General features: G+C 64.3%; 16 protein-coding genes and 1 pseudogene. 5 read left to right on the forward strand and 12 right to left on the reverse strand.

Translation table 11 applies throughout. The features are described from left to right. Positions 1 to 490 precede the first annotated feature (490 nt). The 7 genes from IB267_RS04525 to napE form a co-directional block, all read right to left on the reverse strand. Complete coding sequence (locus tag IB267_RS04525) at positions 491 to 913, reverse strand: YciI family protein (RefSeq protein ID WP_192446578.1); 423 nt, start codon at positions 911 to 913, stop codon at positions 491 to 493. Positions 914 to 1,511: 598 nt separating this feature from the next. Beyond that, positions 1,512 to 2,210: a NapC/NirT family cytochrome c gene (locus IB267_RS04530; RefSeq protein WP_043620248.1), complete on the reverse strand. Its 699-nt coding sequence runs from the start codon at positions 2,208 to 2,210 to the stop codon at positions 1,512 to 1,514. Between the two features lie 4 nt (positions 2,211 to 2,214). Beyond that, complete coding sequence (locus tag IB267_RS04535) at positions 2,215 to 2,670, reverse strand: nitrate reductase cytochrome c-type subunit (RefSeq protein ID WP_192446579.1); 456 nt, start codon at positions 2,668 to 2,670, stop codon at positions 2,215 to 2,217. 104 nt (positions 2,671 to 2,774) lie between these two features. Beyond that, positions 2,775 to 5,282 (reverse strand): periplasmic nitrate reductase subunit alpha, encoded by a 2,508-nt coding sequence (gene napA / locus IB267_RS04540; RefSeq protein ID WP_192446580.1) that lies wholly within the window; start codon positions 5,280 to 5,282, stop codon positions 2,775 to 2,777. Then, complete coding sequence (locus tag IB267_RS04545; RefSeq protein WP_192446581.1) at positions 5,279 to 5,563, reverse strand: chaperone NapD; 285 nt, start codon at positions 5,561 to 5,563, stop codon at positions 5,279 to 5,281. Before IB267_RS04545 ends, napA begins: the two co-directional genes overlap by 4 nt. Beyond that, complete coding sequence (gene napF, locus IB267_RS04550) at positions 5,556 to 6,056, reverse strand: ferredoxin-type protein NapF (RefSeq protein WP_192446582.1); 501 nt, start codon at positions 6,054 to 6,056, stop codon at positions 5,556 to 5,558. The genes IB267_RS04545 and napF overlap by 8 nt, the downstream gene beginning before the upstream one ends. 9 nt (positions 6,057 to 6,065) lie before the next feature. Beyond that, a complete protein-coding gene (gene napE / locus IB267_RS04555; protein ID WP_192446583.1) occupies positions 6,066 to 6,254 on the reverse strand; it encodes a periplasmic nitrate reductase, NapE protein in 189 nt (62 codons plus the stop codon). 389 nt (positions 6,255 to 6,643) lie between these two features. Here napE and IB267_RS04560 point away from each other — a divergent pair, with 389 nt between their 5' ends. Together IB267_RS04560 and IB267_RS04565 are read left to right on the forward strand one after the other, a co-directional pair. After that, on the forward strand, positions 6,644 to 7,018 hold the full coding sequence (locus IB267_RS04560) for a DUF4180 domain-containing protein (protein WP_192446584.1): 375 nt from the start codon (positions 6,644 to 6,646) through the stop codon (positions 7,016 to 7,018). Positions 7,019 to 7,067: 49 nt separating this feature from the next. Next, a complete protein-coding gene (locus IB267_RS04565; RefSeq protein WP_192446585.1) occupies positions 7,068 to 7,649 on the forward strand; it encodes a GNAT family N-acetyltransferase in 582 nt (193 codons plus the stop codon). A 35-nt stretch (positions 7,650 to 7,684) separates the two neighbouring features. On the opposite strand, the gene IB267_RS04570 is transcribed toward IB267_RS04565, so the two are convergent. Beyond that, on the reverse strand, positions 7,685 to 9,136 hold the full coding sequence (locus IB267_RS04570; RefSeq protein WP_192446586.1) for an MFS transporter: 1,452 nt from the start codon (positions 9,134 to 9,136) through the stop codon (positions 7,685 to 7,687). A gap of 295 nt (positions 9,137 to 9,431) precedes the next feature. Here IB267_RS04570 and IB267_RS04575 point away from each other — a divergent pair, with 295 nt between their 5' ends. Both IB267_RS04575 and IB267_RS04580 read left to right on the forward strand, forming a co-directional pair. Next, on the forward strand, positions 9,432 to 10,322 hold the full coding sequence (locus tag IB267_RS04575) for a LysR family transcriptional regulator (RefSeq protein WP_192446587.1): 891 nt from the start codon (positions 9,432 to 9,434) through the stop codon (positions 10,320 to 10,322). A gap of 174 nt (positions 10,323 to 10,496) precedes the next feature. Further along, positions 10,497 to 10,865 carry a VOC family protein gene (locus tag IB267_RS04580; RefSeq protein ID WP_192446588.1) on the forward strand — a complete coding sequence of 123 codons (369 nt, stop codon included), beginning with the start codon at positions 10,497 to 10,499 and terminating at the stop codon, positions 10,863 to 10,865. Between the two features lie 126 nt (positions 10,866 to 10,991). Here IB267_RS04580 and IB267_RS04585 read toward each other — a convergent pair whose 3' ends face one another. From IB267_RS04585 to IB267_RS04595, 3 genes and pseudogenes are all read right to left on the reverse strand, one after another. Beyond that, a complete protein-coding gene (locus IB267_RS04585) occupies positions 10,992 to 11,237 on the reverse strand; it encodes a cytoplasmic protein (protein WP_192446589.1) in 246 nt (81 codons plus the stop codon). Between the two features lie 218 nt (positions 11,238 to 11,455). Continuing rightward, a pseudogene (locus IB267_RS33220) lies at positions 11,456 to 11,722 on the reverse strand (guanylyl cyclase); the annotation flags it as partial. A 73-nt stretch (positions 11,723 to 11,795) separates the two neighbouring features. After that, the gene (locus IB267_RS04595; RefSeq protein WP_192446591.1) at positions 11,796 to 13,532 is read right to left on the reverse strand and encodes an adenylate/guanylate cyclase domain-containing protein; all 1,737 of its coding nucleotides are present in this window, start codon (positions 13,530 to 13,532) and stop codon (positions 11,796 to 11,798) included. 307 nt (positions 13,533 to 13,839) lie between these two features. Between IB267_RS04595 and IB267_RS04600 the strand changes: the two genes are divergently transcribed. Continuing rightward, entirely contained in the window at positions 13,840 to 14,181 is a 342-nt protein-coding gene (locus tag IB267_RS04600; RefSeq protein WP_192446592.1) for a hypothetical protein, read from the forward strand. 22 nt (positions 14,182 to 14,203) lie between these two features. On the opposite strand, the gene IB267_RS04605 is transcribed toward IB267_RS04600, so the two are convergent. After that, a complete protein-coding gene (locus tag IB267_RS04605) occupies positions 14,204 to 14,476 on the reverse strand; it encodes a hypothetical protein (protein WP_192446593.1) in 273 nt (90 codons plus the stop codon). Positions 14,477 to 14,586: the final 110 nt, after the last annotated feature.

Consider the following 14,586-nt stretch of genomic DNA (forward strand, 5'->3'; position numbering starts at 1 on the left):
CCCCACTCCGGTTCGAACCCCGAAAATAAGGTAAACGAACACGGTTAATACAATCTCTACGGGAAACGGATCAGACCTTCAGCCAACGTCGACACGATCCGGACATTGCGGCAGCCGTTCATCGCGCCGGCCGTTCGTCCCGCCCGCCGCGCAACACTTTGGAGCCGCACGGTATCAGCGGCTGCGCCCCTGCAGTGGGGACTTGTCTGATCCGCCCGGTGATCTGTCGGCCACCTTCTCCCTGCATGCGGGGAGGACGCGCGTGGAGCCCGCTCGCCTCGACAACAAGCGATGCATCTCCACGCCGGTCTCATTTTCGCTCTGGTCTCGTTGGCCTGCCTGAACCAAACGCCATTTGACGCTCGTTGCGACGGCATTCGAACCCCGCGATCAAGGCGCGTCCCCTCTCCCCGCCTGCGGGGAGAGGGTTAGTCCTCGGGTTAAACCCGAGGAGAGGTGCAAGGCCGCCCCAAGGTTCAGCAAGGAGCCCTTACTGGTTGGCGATCTTTTCGCGCAGGCGCTCGTCCTGGGCGGCGATCTCCGGCGTTACCAGGTCGCCGAAATCTTCCATCTCGAAGACCGGGCGGATTTCGATTTCGCTCGGACCCGGCATCGGGTTCGGGCAACGCTTCACCCAGGCGATCGCCTCGGCCATGTCCTTGACCGTCCAGATCCAGAAGCCAGCGACCAGTTCCTTGGTCTCGGCGAACGGACCGTCGATGACCATCCGGTCGGCGCCGTCAAAGGCGACGCGGGCGCCCCGCGACGAAGGCTGCAGCCCCTCGCCCGCCTGCATGATGCCGGCATTGACCAGTTCCTCGTTGTACTTGCCCATGGCTTCCAGGAGTTCGGTCGAGGGCATGTTGCCCGCTTCGCTGTCCTCGGTCGCCTTTACAAAAACCACTACGCGCATTGTCGATTCTCCTCTGTCACACCGGTCCCGGTCCTCGTGACCTCAGGGGTGCCGGCGTGGTGAAACCCAGATAGGTAGAGCAGGTTACGGGCGAAAGACCCGCGCGGATTTTTTTCCTATCCCGCTCCGATGAAGGAAGCCAGATTGCCTCCCTGCCTAAATGACGAACGGGAAATCACGGTGCCGACAGCGGTGTCGAAATTTTCCGAAAATAGATTGGCGCGGGGAAACGAAGAGAAAAATGCGCTGTTCGACGAGACCATCGACGCCGATCCGAATGTGTCCCATTGGCTCAAGCCCCACCCCCTTCCACCCTCATCTGGCGGCTTGGCACGACGCCAGCCGCACCCACCCTCATCTCCGTGCTCGTCACAGAGATCCAGCAGCCGTGCGTCGGCACGGCGGGAAATGCAGTCCTGGCACGTGAACGTCCGGCCTGGTGGGAAAAGTCCCTCGCGCCGCCGACGCGACGCGGCTGGTGACAAGCACAGGAATGAGCGGGCGATGTTGGCGCCGGTCACGAAAAAGGGCCACGCCGCGCCGGCATGGCCCTCTGTTAGCGCTGTGGTGTCTTGCCGAAAACCTCGGCCCCGCTCGCCTACTGCGCCTGCATATGCAGGTCCGCCATCGCCTGCCGCAGATCGTCGATCGGGGTCTGGCCCGCCATCTTCTTGCCTTCCAGTTCCGGCGGCATCTTCCAGCCGGGGTCGATGCCTTCCATGTTGGGCAGCTCGTGGGCGATGCCCTTGTGGCAGTCGATACAGGTGGCCTTGCCCGACAGCAGATAGCGGGTATGGATCTCGGCCGCGCGCTGCGTCTGCTTCTGCAGGTCCATGGCGACGGAGGAATGGCAGTTGCGGCATTCCAGGCTGTCGTTGGCCTTCATGCGCGCCCATTCGTGCTGCGCCAGTTCCAGCCGCTTTTCGAGGAATTTCGACCGGGTGTTGATCGTGCCGAAGATCTTGCCCCAGACCTCCTTCGAGGCCTGCATCTTGCGGGCGATCTTGTCGGTCCACTGGTGCGGCACGTGGCAGTCCGGACATGTGGCGCGCACGCCCGAGCGGTTGGAGAAGTGGATGGTGCGCGTCAGTTCCTGGTAGACGTTGTCGTGCATCTCGTGACACGAGGTGCAGAACTTCTCGGTGTTGGTGAGCTCCAGCGCCGTGTTGAAGGCGCCCCAGAACATGACGCCGCCGACGAAGCCGCCGAGCGTGAGGAAGCCGAGGCCCAGCGTGCCCGCCGGCGTCTTCATGATGCCCCAGGCCCAGAGGATGATTGTCCTGATCCAACCGATCATATCGTCACTCGCTTCCGGCCGGCTTGAAGCCCAGTTCGCTCATGTCCTTGAAATTGCTCGGCACCAGCGGGCTGGTGTCGGCCTGCGGCACGTGGCAGGCGGTGCAGAAGTAGCGCCGCGGCGAAACGTCGGCGATCATCTGCCCGTCGCGCGTCATGTAGTGGGTGACGCTGATCATCGGCGCGCCCGAATCCTGGGTGAACTCGCGCTTGTGACAGGACAGGCACCGGTTGGCATTGACCGAAAGCTCATAGCCCTCGATCGAATGCGGAATCACCGGCGGCTGGTCGGGATAGGCGCGCATCTTGCGCTTGTCGTCGACCACCCATTTCGGCAGCGGTGCCGCCGCCTCCGTCGCCATCTGCGGCGTCGGCCCTTCGAGCTGCGGCACCAGCTTTTCCGCGACCTGCGCGACCGCCGCCGTCGTGACGAACACCATCAGCCCGGCTGCAAGGGCCATCCAGGCGGGCCGGCGCCGGTCAAATCCGGCAGGAGCGCGATGCGGTTTTGCGTCCGGAGTTGCCGCACGAAAAAGCGACACGGCCCGGACCAGCCGTGACCACCCTAGAGGGTGACGGGAAGAATCTTGACCGCGCATTTTTTGAAATCCGTCTGTTTGGAGATGGGATCGGTGGCGTCGAGGGTGACCTTGTTGATCAGTTGGCTGGCGTCGAACCAGGGTACGAAGACGACGCCGGGCGGCATGCGGTTGCGGCCGCGGATGTCGACGCGCGAGCGGATCTCGCCGCGCCGCGAGACGATGCGCACTTCCATGCCCTGGTTGATGCCGCGCTTGCGGGCATCCTCCGCGTTCATGAAGACGCGCGCGCCCGGAAACGCCTTGTAGAGCTCCGGCACCCGCATGGTCATCGAGCCCGAGTGCCAGTGTTCGAGCACGCGACCGGTCACCAGCCAGGTATCGTATTCGTCGTCAGGAGATTCGGCAGGCGGCTCGTAGGGCACCGCAAGGATGATCGCCTTGCCGTCCTTGTTGCCGTAGAACTTCACGCCCTCGCCCGGCTTCACATAGGGGTCGAAGCCCTCGCGGTAGCGCCAGCGCGTCTCCTGGCCGTTGACGACAGGCCAGCGCAGCCCGCGCACCTCGTGATAGGTGTCGTAGGGCGCCAGGTCGTGGCCGTGGCCGCGGCCGAAGGTGGCATATTCCTCGAACAGCCCCTTCTGAATGTAGAAGCCGAAGTCCTTGGCTTCGTTGTTGTCGTATTCGGCGCTGACGTCGGTGATGGGGAAACGATCGACTTCGCCGTTCTTGAACAGAACCTCGAACAGCGTCTTGCCGCGATATTCGGGGCTGGCGTCGAGGATTTCCTTCGGCCACACCTCGTCTGTGGTAAAGCGCTTGGAGAACTCCACCATCTGCCAGAGGTCCGAGCGCGCGTCGCCGCGCGCCTGCACGAGCTGGTGCCAGACATGGGTACGCCGCTCGGCATTGCCGTAGGCCCCTTCCTTCTCCACCCACATGGCGGCGGGCAGGATCAGGTCGGCGCTCATCGCGGTGATCGTCGGATAGGCGTCGGACACGACGATGAAATTGTCCGGGTTGCGATAGCCCTGCCAGGTCTCGTTGGCGGTGTTCGGGCCTGCCTGGACGTTGTTGTTGACCTGCACCCAGTAGAAATTGAGCTTGCCGTCCTTCAGCATCCGGTCCTGCTGCACGGCGTGATAGCCGGGCTTTTCCGGGATGATGCCGTGCGGAATGCGCCAGATTTCTTCGGCATGCTTGCGGTGCTCGGGATTGGTCACCACCATGTCGGCCGGCAGGCGATGGGCGAAGGTACCGACCTCGCGCGCCGTGCCGCAGGCGGACGGCTGGCCGGTCAGCGAGAACGGGCTGTTGCCGGGCTCGGAGATCTTTCCGGTCAGAAGATGCAGATTGTAGACCATCTGGTTGGCCCACACACCACGCACATGCTGGTTGAAGCCCATGGTCCAGAGCGACATCACCTTGCGGCTCGGGTCGGCATAAAGCTCGGCCAGCTGCTCCAGGAACTCCGGATCGACGCCGGTCATCTCGGCGGTCTTCTTCAGCGTGTATTCGGAAACGAATTCCTTGAACGCCTCGAAATCCATCGGCTCGGTCTTGCCGGGGTCCTTCGAGTTGGCGGCATTGACCTCGACCGGATTGTCGGGCCGCAGGCCATAGCCGATGTCGGTTACCCCGCGCGCAAACTTCGTGTGCTTGTTGACGAAGTCCTCGTTGACCTTGCCGGTCGTGATGATGTGGTTGGCGATGTAGTTGAGAATGACGAGGTCGGTACCGGGCTTGAAAACGATCGGTATGTCGGCCAGGTCCATGCTGCGATGGGTGAAGGTCGAAAGCACCGCCACCCGCACATGCGGCTGGCCGAGACGCCGGTCGGCGACGCGGGTCCAGAGGATCGGGTGCATCTCCGCCATGTTCGAGCCCCAGAGCACGAAGGCATCGGCATTCTCGAAATCGTCGTAGCAGCCCATCGGCTCGTCCATGCCGAAGGTGCGCATGAAGGCGACCGCGGCAGACGCCATGCAGTGGCGGGCGTTGGGGTCGAGGTTGTTGGAGCGGAAGCCCGCCCGCATCAGCTTGGTCGCCGCATAGCCCTCGAAGATCGTCCATTGGCCGGAGCCAAACATGCCGAGCGCCGTCGGCCCCTTCTCCTTCAGCACCTTCTTTGCCTGCTCGGCCATGACGTTGAAGGCCTCGTCCCAGCTGACGGGCTCGAACTCGCCGTCCTTGGCGTAGGCGCCGCCACGCTTCCTCAGGAGCGGCGTCGTCAGCCGGTCGTTGCCGTACATGATCTTGGAGAGGAAGTAGCCCTTGATGCAGTTGAGGCCGCGGTTGACCTCCGCCTGCATGTCGCCGTGGGTGGCGACCACCTGGCCTTCCTTCACGCCGACCATGACGCCGCAGCCCGTGCCGCAGAAGCGACAGGGCGCCTTCGACCATTTGATTTCCAGCGCGTTGACGCCGCCCGGCACCGGCTGTGCGGCGGCAGGCAGCGCAATGCCGGCCGTGGCGGCGGCGATGCCGGCCGCATGGGCCTTCAGAATGTCACGCCGCGTCAGTTCTCCGCTCATGGCTCCTGCCCTTCCTCTTCCATTTCCACATGCTCGAAAACCATGTTGGCCGAGATCACCCCGTCGAGCAGCGAGATCTGCGTCAGCCGTTCGCCGAGCGCACCTGTGCTTCTGCCTTCGATGACGACGACGATCTTGCCGCCGCCATGGCCATGGATTTCGACGTTTTCCATTCCCGCGAGCGTCGCCAGGATCGCTTCCGTGCTCTGCGGCATCGTGGCGACCACGGCGCTCGAGATGTGATAGGGCGTGCCCGCCTTTGCCGTTGCGGCCTCAGACATGAGCCACCTCCAATTCCAATGCCTTCACCGCAATCGCACTCACCGGGCAGCCGCTGATACAGGCGCCGCAGCCGGTGCATTTCGCCTCGTTGATCTCAGGCAGGAACGGCCCGCCGATGCGCGGGCGAAAACGGATCGCCTGCTCCGGACAGCTTTCGCCGCAGGACTGGCAGGCAACGTGGCGGCGCGCGAGACAGCTGTCAGTAACAGCGGCGACATGCGGAAAACGCCGCACGTCCATCGCCTCGAACACAGGCTCCGGGCAGGCTTGCGCGCAGGCGCCACAGAAGGTGCATTCGCCACCCGAAAAGTCGACGAAGGGAAGACCGTCCGAAAGACGGATTATGGCGGTGGGACATCGTTCCACGCAGGCGCCGCAACCGGTGCAAGAGGCAAGGCTCAGCTCCGAAACACCCGGCGGACGGACACGGACCGGCTTTGCGGCAGCGCGGCCGGTAAAAAGTTCACGGCGTGAAAGAGGTCCGACCTTCATGGATCGGCCTCAATGCCCGGGCGGGCCCGGTGGGCCGAAGATGATTTGCAGCATCCAGACGAGGAAACCATAGCCGCCGACGATGCCGACGGCGACGATCGGCCAGATGCCGAAGGCGAGCACGAAGAAGGTGATCAGCTCCGCGCGTCGCGAGCGCGGCGGCTTTTCGACCGGCTGTGCCTGAACGACTTCCGGCATTCCTGCGTCCCCCAACACAATCCAAGGTAAGATGCGCCACCGGAAATAAAAATCAATCCCGTGACCGGCCGATGACAGATTTTCACCGGACCTCAGAGTAAATGCGAAACAGAAGGGGTCTTTGATCTGTGTCAAATTGACAGGAAACAGGCGCCGGCTTCGCCACAAATTCTCAAGCGCCGCTTCGGCGTAACTTGCGGACGCCAATCAGCTTTTATGCAGACCGATATATTTATAGGAAAATATCGCTTCTCGCCCGATCACCAAGGCCCACCGGATCCTGCAAATTGAACGGCTATCTTGCCCGCGGCAAAGGCAGCCAGCCCCGGCGGCAGGACGAGAGACGCCCGCCCTTGCAACCCTGGGCTTTGCAGCCTACTTCTTGGCGCATGACACAGCTGATCGAAATCGGAACCGCGCGCGTCCTGCACTGCGCTGACAATGGCCCCCTGCTTGCAGCCCCGGGCGACGCCAATGATTTTCTCGGCGACGGCTGGGCGCATGAGGCCGACTTGCTGGCGGTCCCGGTGGAGCGGCTGGGCCCCGATTTTCTCGATCTCTCGACCCGCGTCGCCGGCGAAGTGTTCCAGAAATTCGTCAACTACCGCATGCGGCTCGCCATTGTCGGCGATATCAGCGCCCGGCTCGAAGCCAGCAAGGCGCTGACCGATTTCGTGCGCGAGGCGAACAAGGGCACATCCATCTGGTTCGTGCCGGATTTCGAAACGCTTCGCGCCCGGCTCGAGCGCTTGCCGGCCGCCTGAACGCGGTAAGGTCTGGCGACCAGCCCAGATCGATGGGAGGCCAACGACGATGACGCCAGGCCCACCGTACACCGGAAATCGCCCGTCGGTCACGCTGGCGACCGATCGCCTCCTCCTGCGCCCGACAACGCCGGCCGACGCTGAGCGCGCCTTCGAGATCCAGTCGGATTGGGATGTCACGCGCATGCTGCGCATGGCGCAGTTCCCGCCCGATCTCGAAGACATGACCGGCTGGTTCGCCGTGCACCCGCAGGAGTGGATCGCCGGCACGGCCTTTCGATTTGCCGTCGAACGCAATGCCCGCATGATCGGCCTGGTCGATCTTGACGGGATCGACGGTGAGCAAGGCGAACTCGGCTATTGGCTGGAAAAGCCGAGCTGGGACCAGGGCTACGCCTTCGAGGCGGCAAAGAAGGTGGTGGCCTTCGCCTTCGAGAAACTCGGGCTCGCGAGGTTGAAAACAGGCCACGCGGCCGACAATCCCGCCTCCGGCAAGGTGCTGCTCAAGCTCGGCTTTCGCCCGCAGCAGGCCATGCGGAAGACCTCCCGCTCAAGGGGCGAAGAGATCCTGCACCAGAGCTACAGCCTCACCTCGGACGAATGGCGCAATCTGCCGGGTTTCGATCGCTGAGCGGCGCCGTTGCCGATTTCGCCCAGCCGGCGGGATCACCGCTCTCCCGCGGGCCCCGCGGCCGCGGTCTGTTCTGCGCGCACTCCGCGTAGCGCCCTGCCCGCAATGGCGATCGCCAGCGCAGCCACGGTCAACAGCCCGGCGACTGCAAAGGTTACCTGCATGCCCCGGGCGACCGCCGCCGGTGCGGCCCCGGCCATGTCGCTTGCCGCAACCGCTGCGGCGAAGACCGCGCCCATGACCGATGCGCCAGTGACGAGGCCGAGATTGCGCGAAAGGTTGAGCAGGCCGGAAACGACGCCGCGCCGGTCCGCGCTGACATCCGCCATGACCGCCGTGTTGTTGGCCGCCTGGAACAGCTGGTAGCCGGGCGTCAGAACCGCGATCGCCGCAACATAGCCGGCAACGCCAAAGAGCCACGGCAGCAGCACGAGCGCGGCGCAGCCCGAAACCATCGCCGCCAGCCCGACCGTAATCACGGAGCCCGCGCCCAGGCGATCGACGATGCGACCGGCAACAACGCCCCCGACGGCCGAGATGACCGGCCCAACCGACAGCACGAGCCCGACCATCGCCGCATCGAGGCCGAGCCCGCGCGACAGATAAAACGGCCCGACCACAAGCGTTGCCATCATCACGGTCGAGACCAGCGCATTGGTCGAGAGCCCTCGGCTCAAAACCGGATCGCGCAACATCGCCGGCCGGATCAGCGGTGAGGCTACCCTGGTCTCGACCAGCAGGAACAGCGCAAGCCCCACGGCAGCGACAGAAAGCAGCGCGACGTTGAGCGTCCCGAAGCTGCCCCGCCCCACCGTCATCGCCAGCGCATAGGCGCCGAGCGAAAGCGCGAGCAGCAAGGTGCCGGCGACATCGAAGCGTGGGCGCTCCCCGCCATCGAGGTTTCGGTCTGCGGGCAGATACCGATGGGTAAGCACGAGCGCCACGAGCCCCAGCGGCACATTGACGAAGAAGATCGCCCGCCAGCCGAGGCCGGCGAGCAGCGCACCGCCGAGCGACGGCCCGAGCGCCGTGCCGATGGCCGACATGGTGCCGAGCATACCCATGGCGCTGCCGGTCCTCTCCTTCGCCACCGCCTCGCCGACAAAGGCCATGGTCAGCGCCATCATGATCGCAGCGCCGATGCCCTGCGCGGCCCGCGCGGCGACCAGCAGCGCAAAGCCCGGCGTCAGACTGCAAAGAGCCGAGGCTGTCGTAAAGAGCGCGATGCCGGCAACAAGCAGCCGCCGCCGGCCGACGATATCGCCGAGCCGCCCGACGCTGACGATCAGCGTGGTGATGGCAAGCAGATAGGCAAGCACCACCCATTGCACCGCCTGGAACGAGACACCGAAGGCGTCCGCCAGCGCCGGCAGCGCGACATTGGCGCTGCTGGTGCCAAGCGAGGAGAGCAGCATCGACAGCGACAGGCTGGCGATCACCCAGCGAACCGGCGCGCCGGAAGCCTTGGCAGGCCCGATAGCGCTCATCGGCCACCTCCCACGGGCGAAGCCTTGCGTCGTCCATTTGCAGCGCGGGAAATCGCAAGGAAACAGGGCGGTAGCGCGCTTTCATGATTCAAAATATGCGGCAACGACTTCCGGTCAGACCGGGAAATCAGGGATTGGGCAGCGGGCAAAGGCGGGCATGGCGTCATCGGAAGACCCTCCAAATTCGGTTCTCCCAAAAATTAGACCTCAGCCTCATATGGCGGAAGGCGCAGCATTTGCACTTCATTCGTGCGTTTGACGCCACACCTCACAAGAACTCGTGCTATGAAGGGTGATGACCAGACCGGATCTCAACCTGCTCGTGACCCTCGATGTGCTGCTTGCCGAAGGCAGCGTCGCCCGCGCCGCAAGGCGCCTGCGGCTCAGCCCCTCAGCCATGAGCCGGGCGCTGGCAAGACTGCGCGAGGCGACCGGCGACCCGCTGCTGGTGCGCGCCGGCCGCGGCCTTGTTCCGACCCCGAGGGCGGTGGAGCTGCGCGCGCTCACCGGCCCCATCGTCGAAGCGGCCGAAGCCTGCCTTCGCCCGGCCGAGAGCCTGGACCTGAAGACACTTACCCGCACCTTCACCCTCAGGAACCGCGAGGGTTTCGTCGAAAACTTCGGCGCAGCGCTGATTGCCCGTGTCGCACGCGAGGCGCCCGGCGTGCGCCTGCGTTTCGTGCAGAAACTGGACCGGGAAAGCAGTCCGCTTCGCGAGGGCGGCATCGACCTCGAAACCGGCGTTGTCGGTGAGAACACAGGCCCGGAGCTTCGCGCCCAAGCCCTCTTTCATGATCGTTTCGTCGGCGTGGTTCGCCCGGGGCACCCCTTAACCACGGGCGAAATCACGCCGGCCCGCTACGCTGCAGCCCACCACATCCATGTCTCGCGCCGCGGCAACGACACCGGCCCGATCGACGACGCCCTTGAGGCGGCCGGCCTCAGCCGGCCGATCGCCGCCTCCGTCGGCAGCTTCTCCGAGGCATTGGCGCTCGCCCGCGCCACGGATCTCGTCGCCAGCGTGCCCGAACGCTATACGGGGACGCTGCGCCAGGATCTCGTCACCTTTGCCCTGCCCGTCGCCCTGCCCGAAATCACCATCTCGCTGCTCTGGCACCCCCGCCTGGATGCGGATCCGGCGCACCGGTGGTTAAGGGCGTGCGTGCGGGAGGTGTGCACCGCATAGGCCGCGAAAGACGCCAGCCACGCAAGCGGATGCGCAGCGACATCGGCGATGCGTTGTGATGGGTCGGGACCGCCAGCCGCGGTTGCCTACAACAGGTCGTCGCGCTATCAGCGCAAGTCCGGCCGCGAAGCGCTGCCTCGCCAGCACACGTCAAAACCCGCACAGGAGAACGCGATGTTCGACCACGTCAAATTCGGTGTCCGCGACTATCCGGCAAGCCTCGACTTCTACCTGAAGGCGCTCGAACCGCTCGGCGTCGCCGTGGTCGATCACGGCGCCCATGGTGTCGAAATGAGCACGGACGACAAGTCGTCGCTTTGCCTCTACCAGACCGAGGAAACGCCGGCGCACCTTCACCTGGCCTTCGTGGCCGAAACCCGCCAGCAGGTCGACGCCTTCTACCACGCAGCCCTTGCGGCCGGCGGCAAGGACAACGGCGCCCCCGGCCTGCGCCCGCGCTACCACGCCAACTACTACGCCGCCTTCGTCTTCGATCCGGACGGCCACAACATCGAGGCGGTCTGCCACGCGGCCGAATCCTGATCGGACCAGGCTAGCCGAGATTCCTAGGGTTTGTAGGGATCCGGCGTTCCGGCCTTGATCGGCGGGTATCTGGCAAGCGTCGCCTCGAACGAGGCCGGCCCGGCCCCGGGGCAGATGGACCGACGCTTAAAACCAATAGCGCCGCATCCGCGCCAGGAATTCGACGGTCACGGGAAAGCCCGAGGCGCTGCCGAGGACGGAATCGATGCCGCAGCGGGGGCAGACCGCCGTGCTGTCGTCGTCGATCCATTCCGTGATCTCGGCCGGCTGGTAGATCTCGCAGCAATAGAAGCAGCCGCAGGATGGGCTTGCTTCGAGTTCCGCGCGGTGGTTGGCGCTATGCTTGTGCGCCCGAATGATCGTCTCGTCCATGCCGCAATCATTGGCGTATGCACGACAGGTTGTCCAGCGGCCGTCGCCCGCAACGTAAGGGCGAAGTTCAACGACATATGCAGGCCGCCTTGATGACCTTTGGCAGCGAATGATGTGACGGCGCAGCCAACGCCCGGCCGAACGCCCAGCCAATGGCCATGATTTTTGACAGAGGCGCTCTTGAGCCACATCCGGTTGAGGCTAAGCTGCCCCGCAGCGACCGGACGGGCGGCGAGCTTGCTCTGCGACGCGACCGCACACGAGACGGCGTCGACCACGGAGCCGAATTCCACGATCGCGCCGTCGCCGATGAGCTTGACGATGCGCCCGTGAAAATCGTTCAGAAGCGGATCGAATATTTCGGATCGCCACGTCTTGATGGCGGCCAGCGTGCTCGCCTCGTCGGCTTCGATCAATCGCGAATAGCCAACGATGTCGACGGCAAGAATGGCGACCAGCCGACGTTCTGCGCGAACTGCTTCCATGACCACCTCTCCCGAAGGTGTCGAAGTCCTCGCTGCTGCCTGTTGCCTTGTTTTACCGCGCGCGGACCGGCCGTCACCCCGCCCCCGCCTTCTTGAGCCCCTCGCGCAGGTGCTCGGTGTCCGCCTCCTGCGCATAATGCATCGTCGCCAGAAACGCCTCGACGTCAAACGATGGACACAGCGCCCTGACCTTGGCGATATGCGCGCCCGCCGCGATCGCATCGCCGCGCCAGCCGTGGCAGGCGGCGACGAAGGCGTGCTGGGTTTCGTCCATCGAGGTCAGGTGCATGAAGGCCTCGATCGCCTCGCCATATCGGCGCGCAGCAAAGTGAGCCTTGCCGAGGTGGCTCCAGAAGCGCTCGGGATGATGGGGGTTGAGGCGCATCGCCTTCAGGATCCATTCCGCCCCCTCCTCCGGCCGGCCGAGCCAGGTCAGGAGTTCGCCCTGCTGCACCACGACGAGGTCGTAATTGGGGTTGAGGAACAGCGCCCGCTCCTGGTGATAGCGCGCCGTCGTCAGCGCGTTGGTGTTGACGTTGACGGCTGCAAGGATGCGATGCACGTCGGCGTCGTTGTCGTCGAGCGCAAGCGCCCGTTCCAGCTCGGCATTGACCTCGGCCCAGGTCGCCTCCTTGTCCGCACACCAGCCATACACCCAGGATTGCCCGAGGATGCAGGCGCGCCAGGCATGGGCATGGGCATAGCCGGGGTCGAGCGAAACGGCCCGGTCGATCAGCGCCTGCGCCTGCCTGTTGTCCTCGGCGCTGCTGCGGTGGTGCAGCACCTTGGCGGCGAGCGCACATTCGTAAGCCGCCATGTTGGCCGGCTTGGTGCGCGAAAGCTGGTCGCGCTGGGCGGCCTCCAGCCGGCCGGGCACGGTCGCGGCGATCGCCGCCGTCACCTCGTCCTGAATGGCGAAGATGTCGTCGAGCTGCCGGTCGTATTTGTCGGCCCAGATGTGCGCGTCGTTGACCGCGTCGATGAGCTGGACGGTGACGCGCACCCGCTCGCCGATCTTGCGCACGCTGCCTTCCACCAGATATTGCGCCCCGAGGCTGGCGGCCACCTCGCGCACGTTCACCGACTGGTTCTTGTAAACGAAGGAGGAGTTGCGCGAGATCACGAAGAGCTCGTGCCGTCGCGAAAGCTCGGTGATGATATCCTCAGTCAGCCCGTCGGCGAAGAACTCCTGGTCCGGATCGCCGCTCATATTGTCGAAGGGCAGCACCACGATCGTCGGTTTGCAAACACCCGTCTTCGCCTCGCCGTCCCCCATGGAAGCTGTGAGCCCCAAGCTCTCGAGCCCGATGCGGTAGAGGCGCACCGGGCGGCTGATGTTCTTCAAGGTCTTCTCGCCGAGATCGTCGATCGGTAGTTCCAGCCGGTCGGCCACCTGCGTTGCCACCGCCGCCGTCACGCAGATGCCGCCGACTTCGGCCAGTTGCTCGGCGCGCGCGGCGATGTTGACGCCGTCGCCGAAGATATCGTCGTCCTCGAAGATGATGTCGCCGAGATTGATCCCGATGCGAAACTCGATCCGCCGGTCCGCCGGCACGTCGGAGTTCCGCCTCTTCATGCGCTGCTGGATCTCGACCGCGCATTTGACCGCATCGGTCACGCTCTGGAATTCCACCAGCAGCCCGTCGCCGGTGGTCTTGATCAGCCGTCCCTTGTTCTTGGCGATCGCGGGATCGATAAGCTCGATGCGATGGGTGCGAAGCCGCGCAAGCGTGCCTGCTTCATCGGCCTCCATCAGCCTGGAGTAGCCGGCCATATCGGCCGCCAGCACTGCAGCTAATCTCTGCTCCATGGGCTTGCCAACACGTTGAAAAGCGGCCCGTTCCGGTCTTCCGGACCAAGGAGATATCCGGTCCGATATTATCGCAGCACGAAACGATCTCCTACCCAAATCAACAGGCGGAACGCGAAGCCCAAGGGCGGCAGCCTGTTGTGCGCCGAAAGATTGCAGCCTAGAACAGCAACTCAATCACGGGATGCGACTGAAACACAGGGACGCGTACCAGGCGCCCTCAAGCGAAGAGTGGAGCGTATCCATTTGATGGGTTGTTCTTCCTCCATGAACGGAGCGGATCCAGCAGAGCTGAAGGAATAAAGCCGTGCCCGCGCGCGCCCTTCGCGACAGATATAAGTCTCCTCTGTTGCAGCCGGACGAGAATAGTCGGCACGCCCATCTGGTGGAGCTTTTGGCCGCGGACGGCGTAAGCGGCGCGGTCGTTCATGTGCTCAAACACGTCTCGGAACAGGGCGAAGACATCTACACTTTGCTTGTCGACGATCGGCTAGTTGCAAGTTTCGAAGTCCCGCGTGACGGCATCTCGGCGGCCATTGCGTTTCGCGTTTCTCCGCTAGCCCGATATCGACACGAAATCGGTCAAGGAAAGAGCCGCATGCGCCTCGACCGGGCCGTCGAGGACGCGCGCAAGCTGCTCGCGCAGTAACTGGAGCCGCTTCCGAGCCGCATCAGGTAGGCACCGATCGCGCGGCTAACCTCACGCGCGCTGCTATGTCATCGACTGCCTTCTCGCCGCCCGTGATCGAAAGTCCGACATAGGTCTCGGCCTCGATGGTTACTTCCTGCCCTGCCAGCCGCGCTCGAACAGTCTCGATTTCCTGCGAACCGGCGATCGCCCCAGTTCGATCGTCGATCGAAGCGCCAAGGGCCAGCATAACGTCCATGACCGTCGCCTGCAGGCGCTCGTCGTATTCCGGACCCAAAATCACGGTTTTCGTCATCACTTGATCCAGGTGTCGAGGCAAGGCTTTCGCGGCCCTTATGGTCACACCATAGACGTCAATGCGGTCCCGACGAAGCCGAAATCGCTCGGGCAAACGCCATATGCGCC

The organism is Ensifer sp. ENS09, assembly GCF_014852425.1.
Taxonomy (GTDB): Bacteria; Pseudomonadota; Alphaproteobacteria; order Rhizobiales; family Rhizobiaceae; genus Ensifer.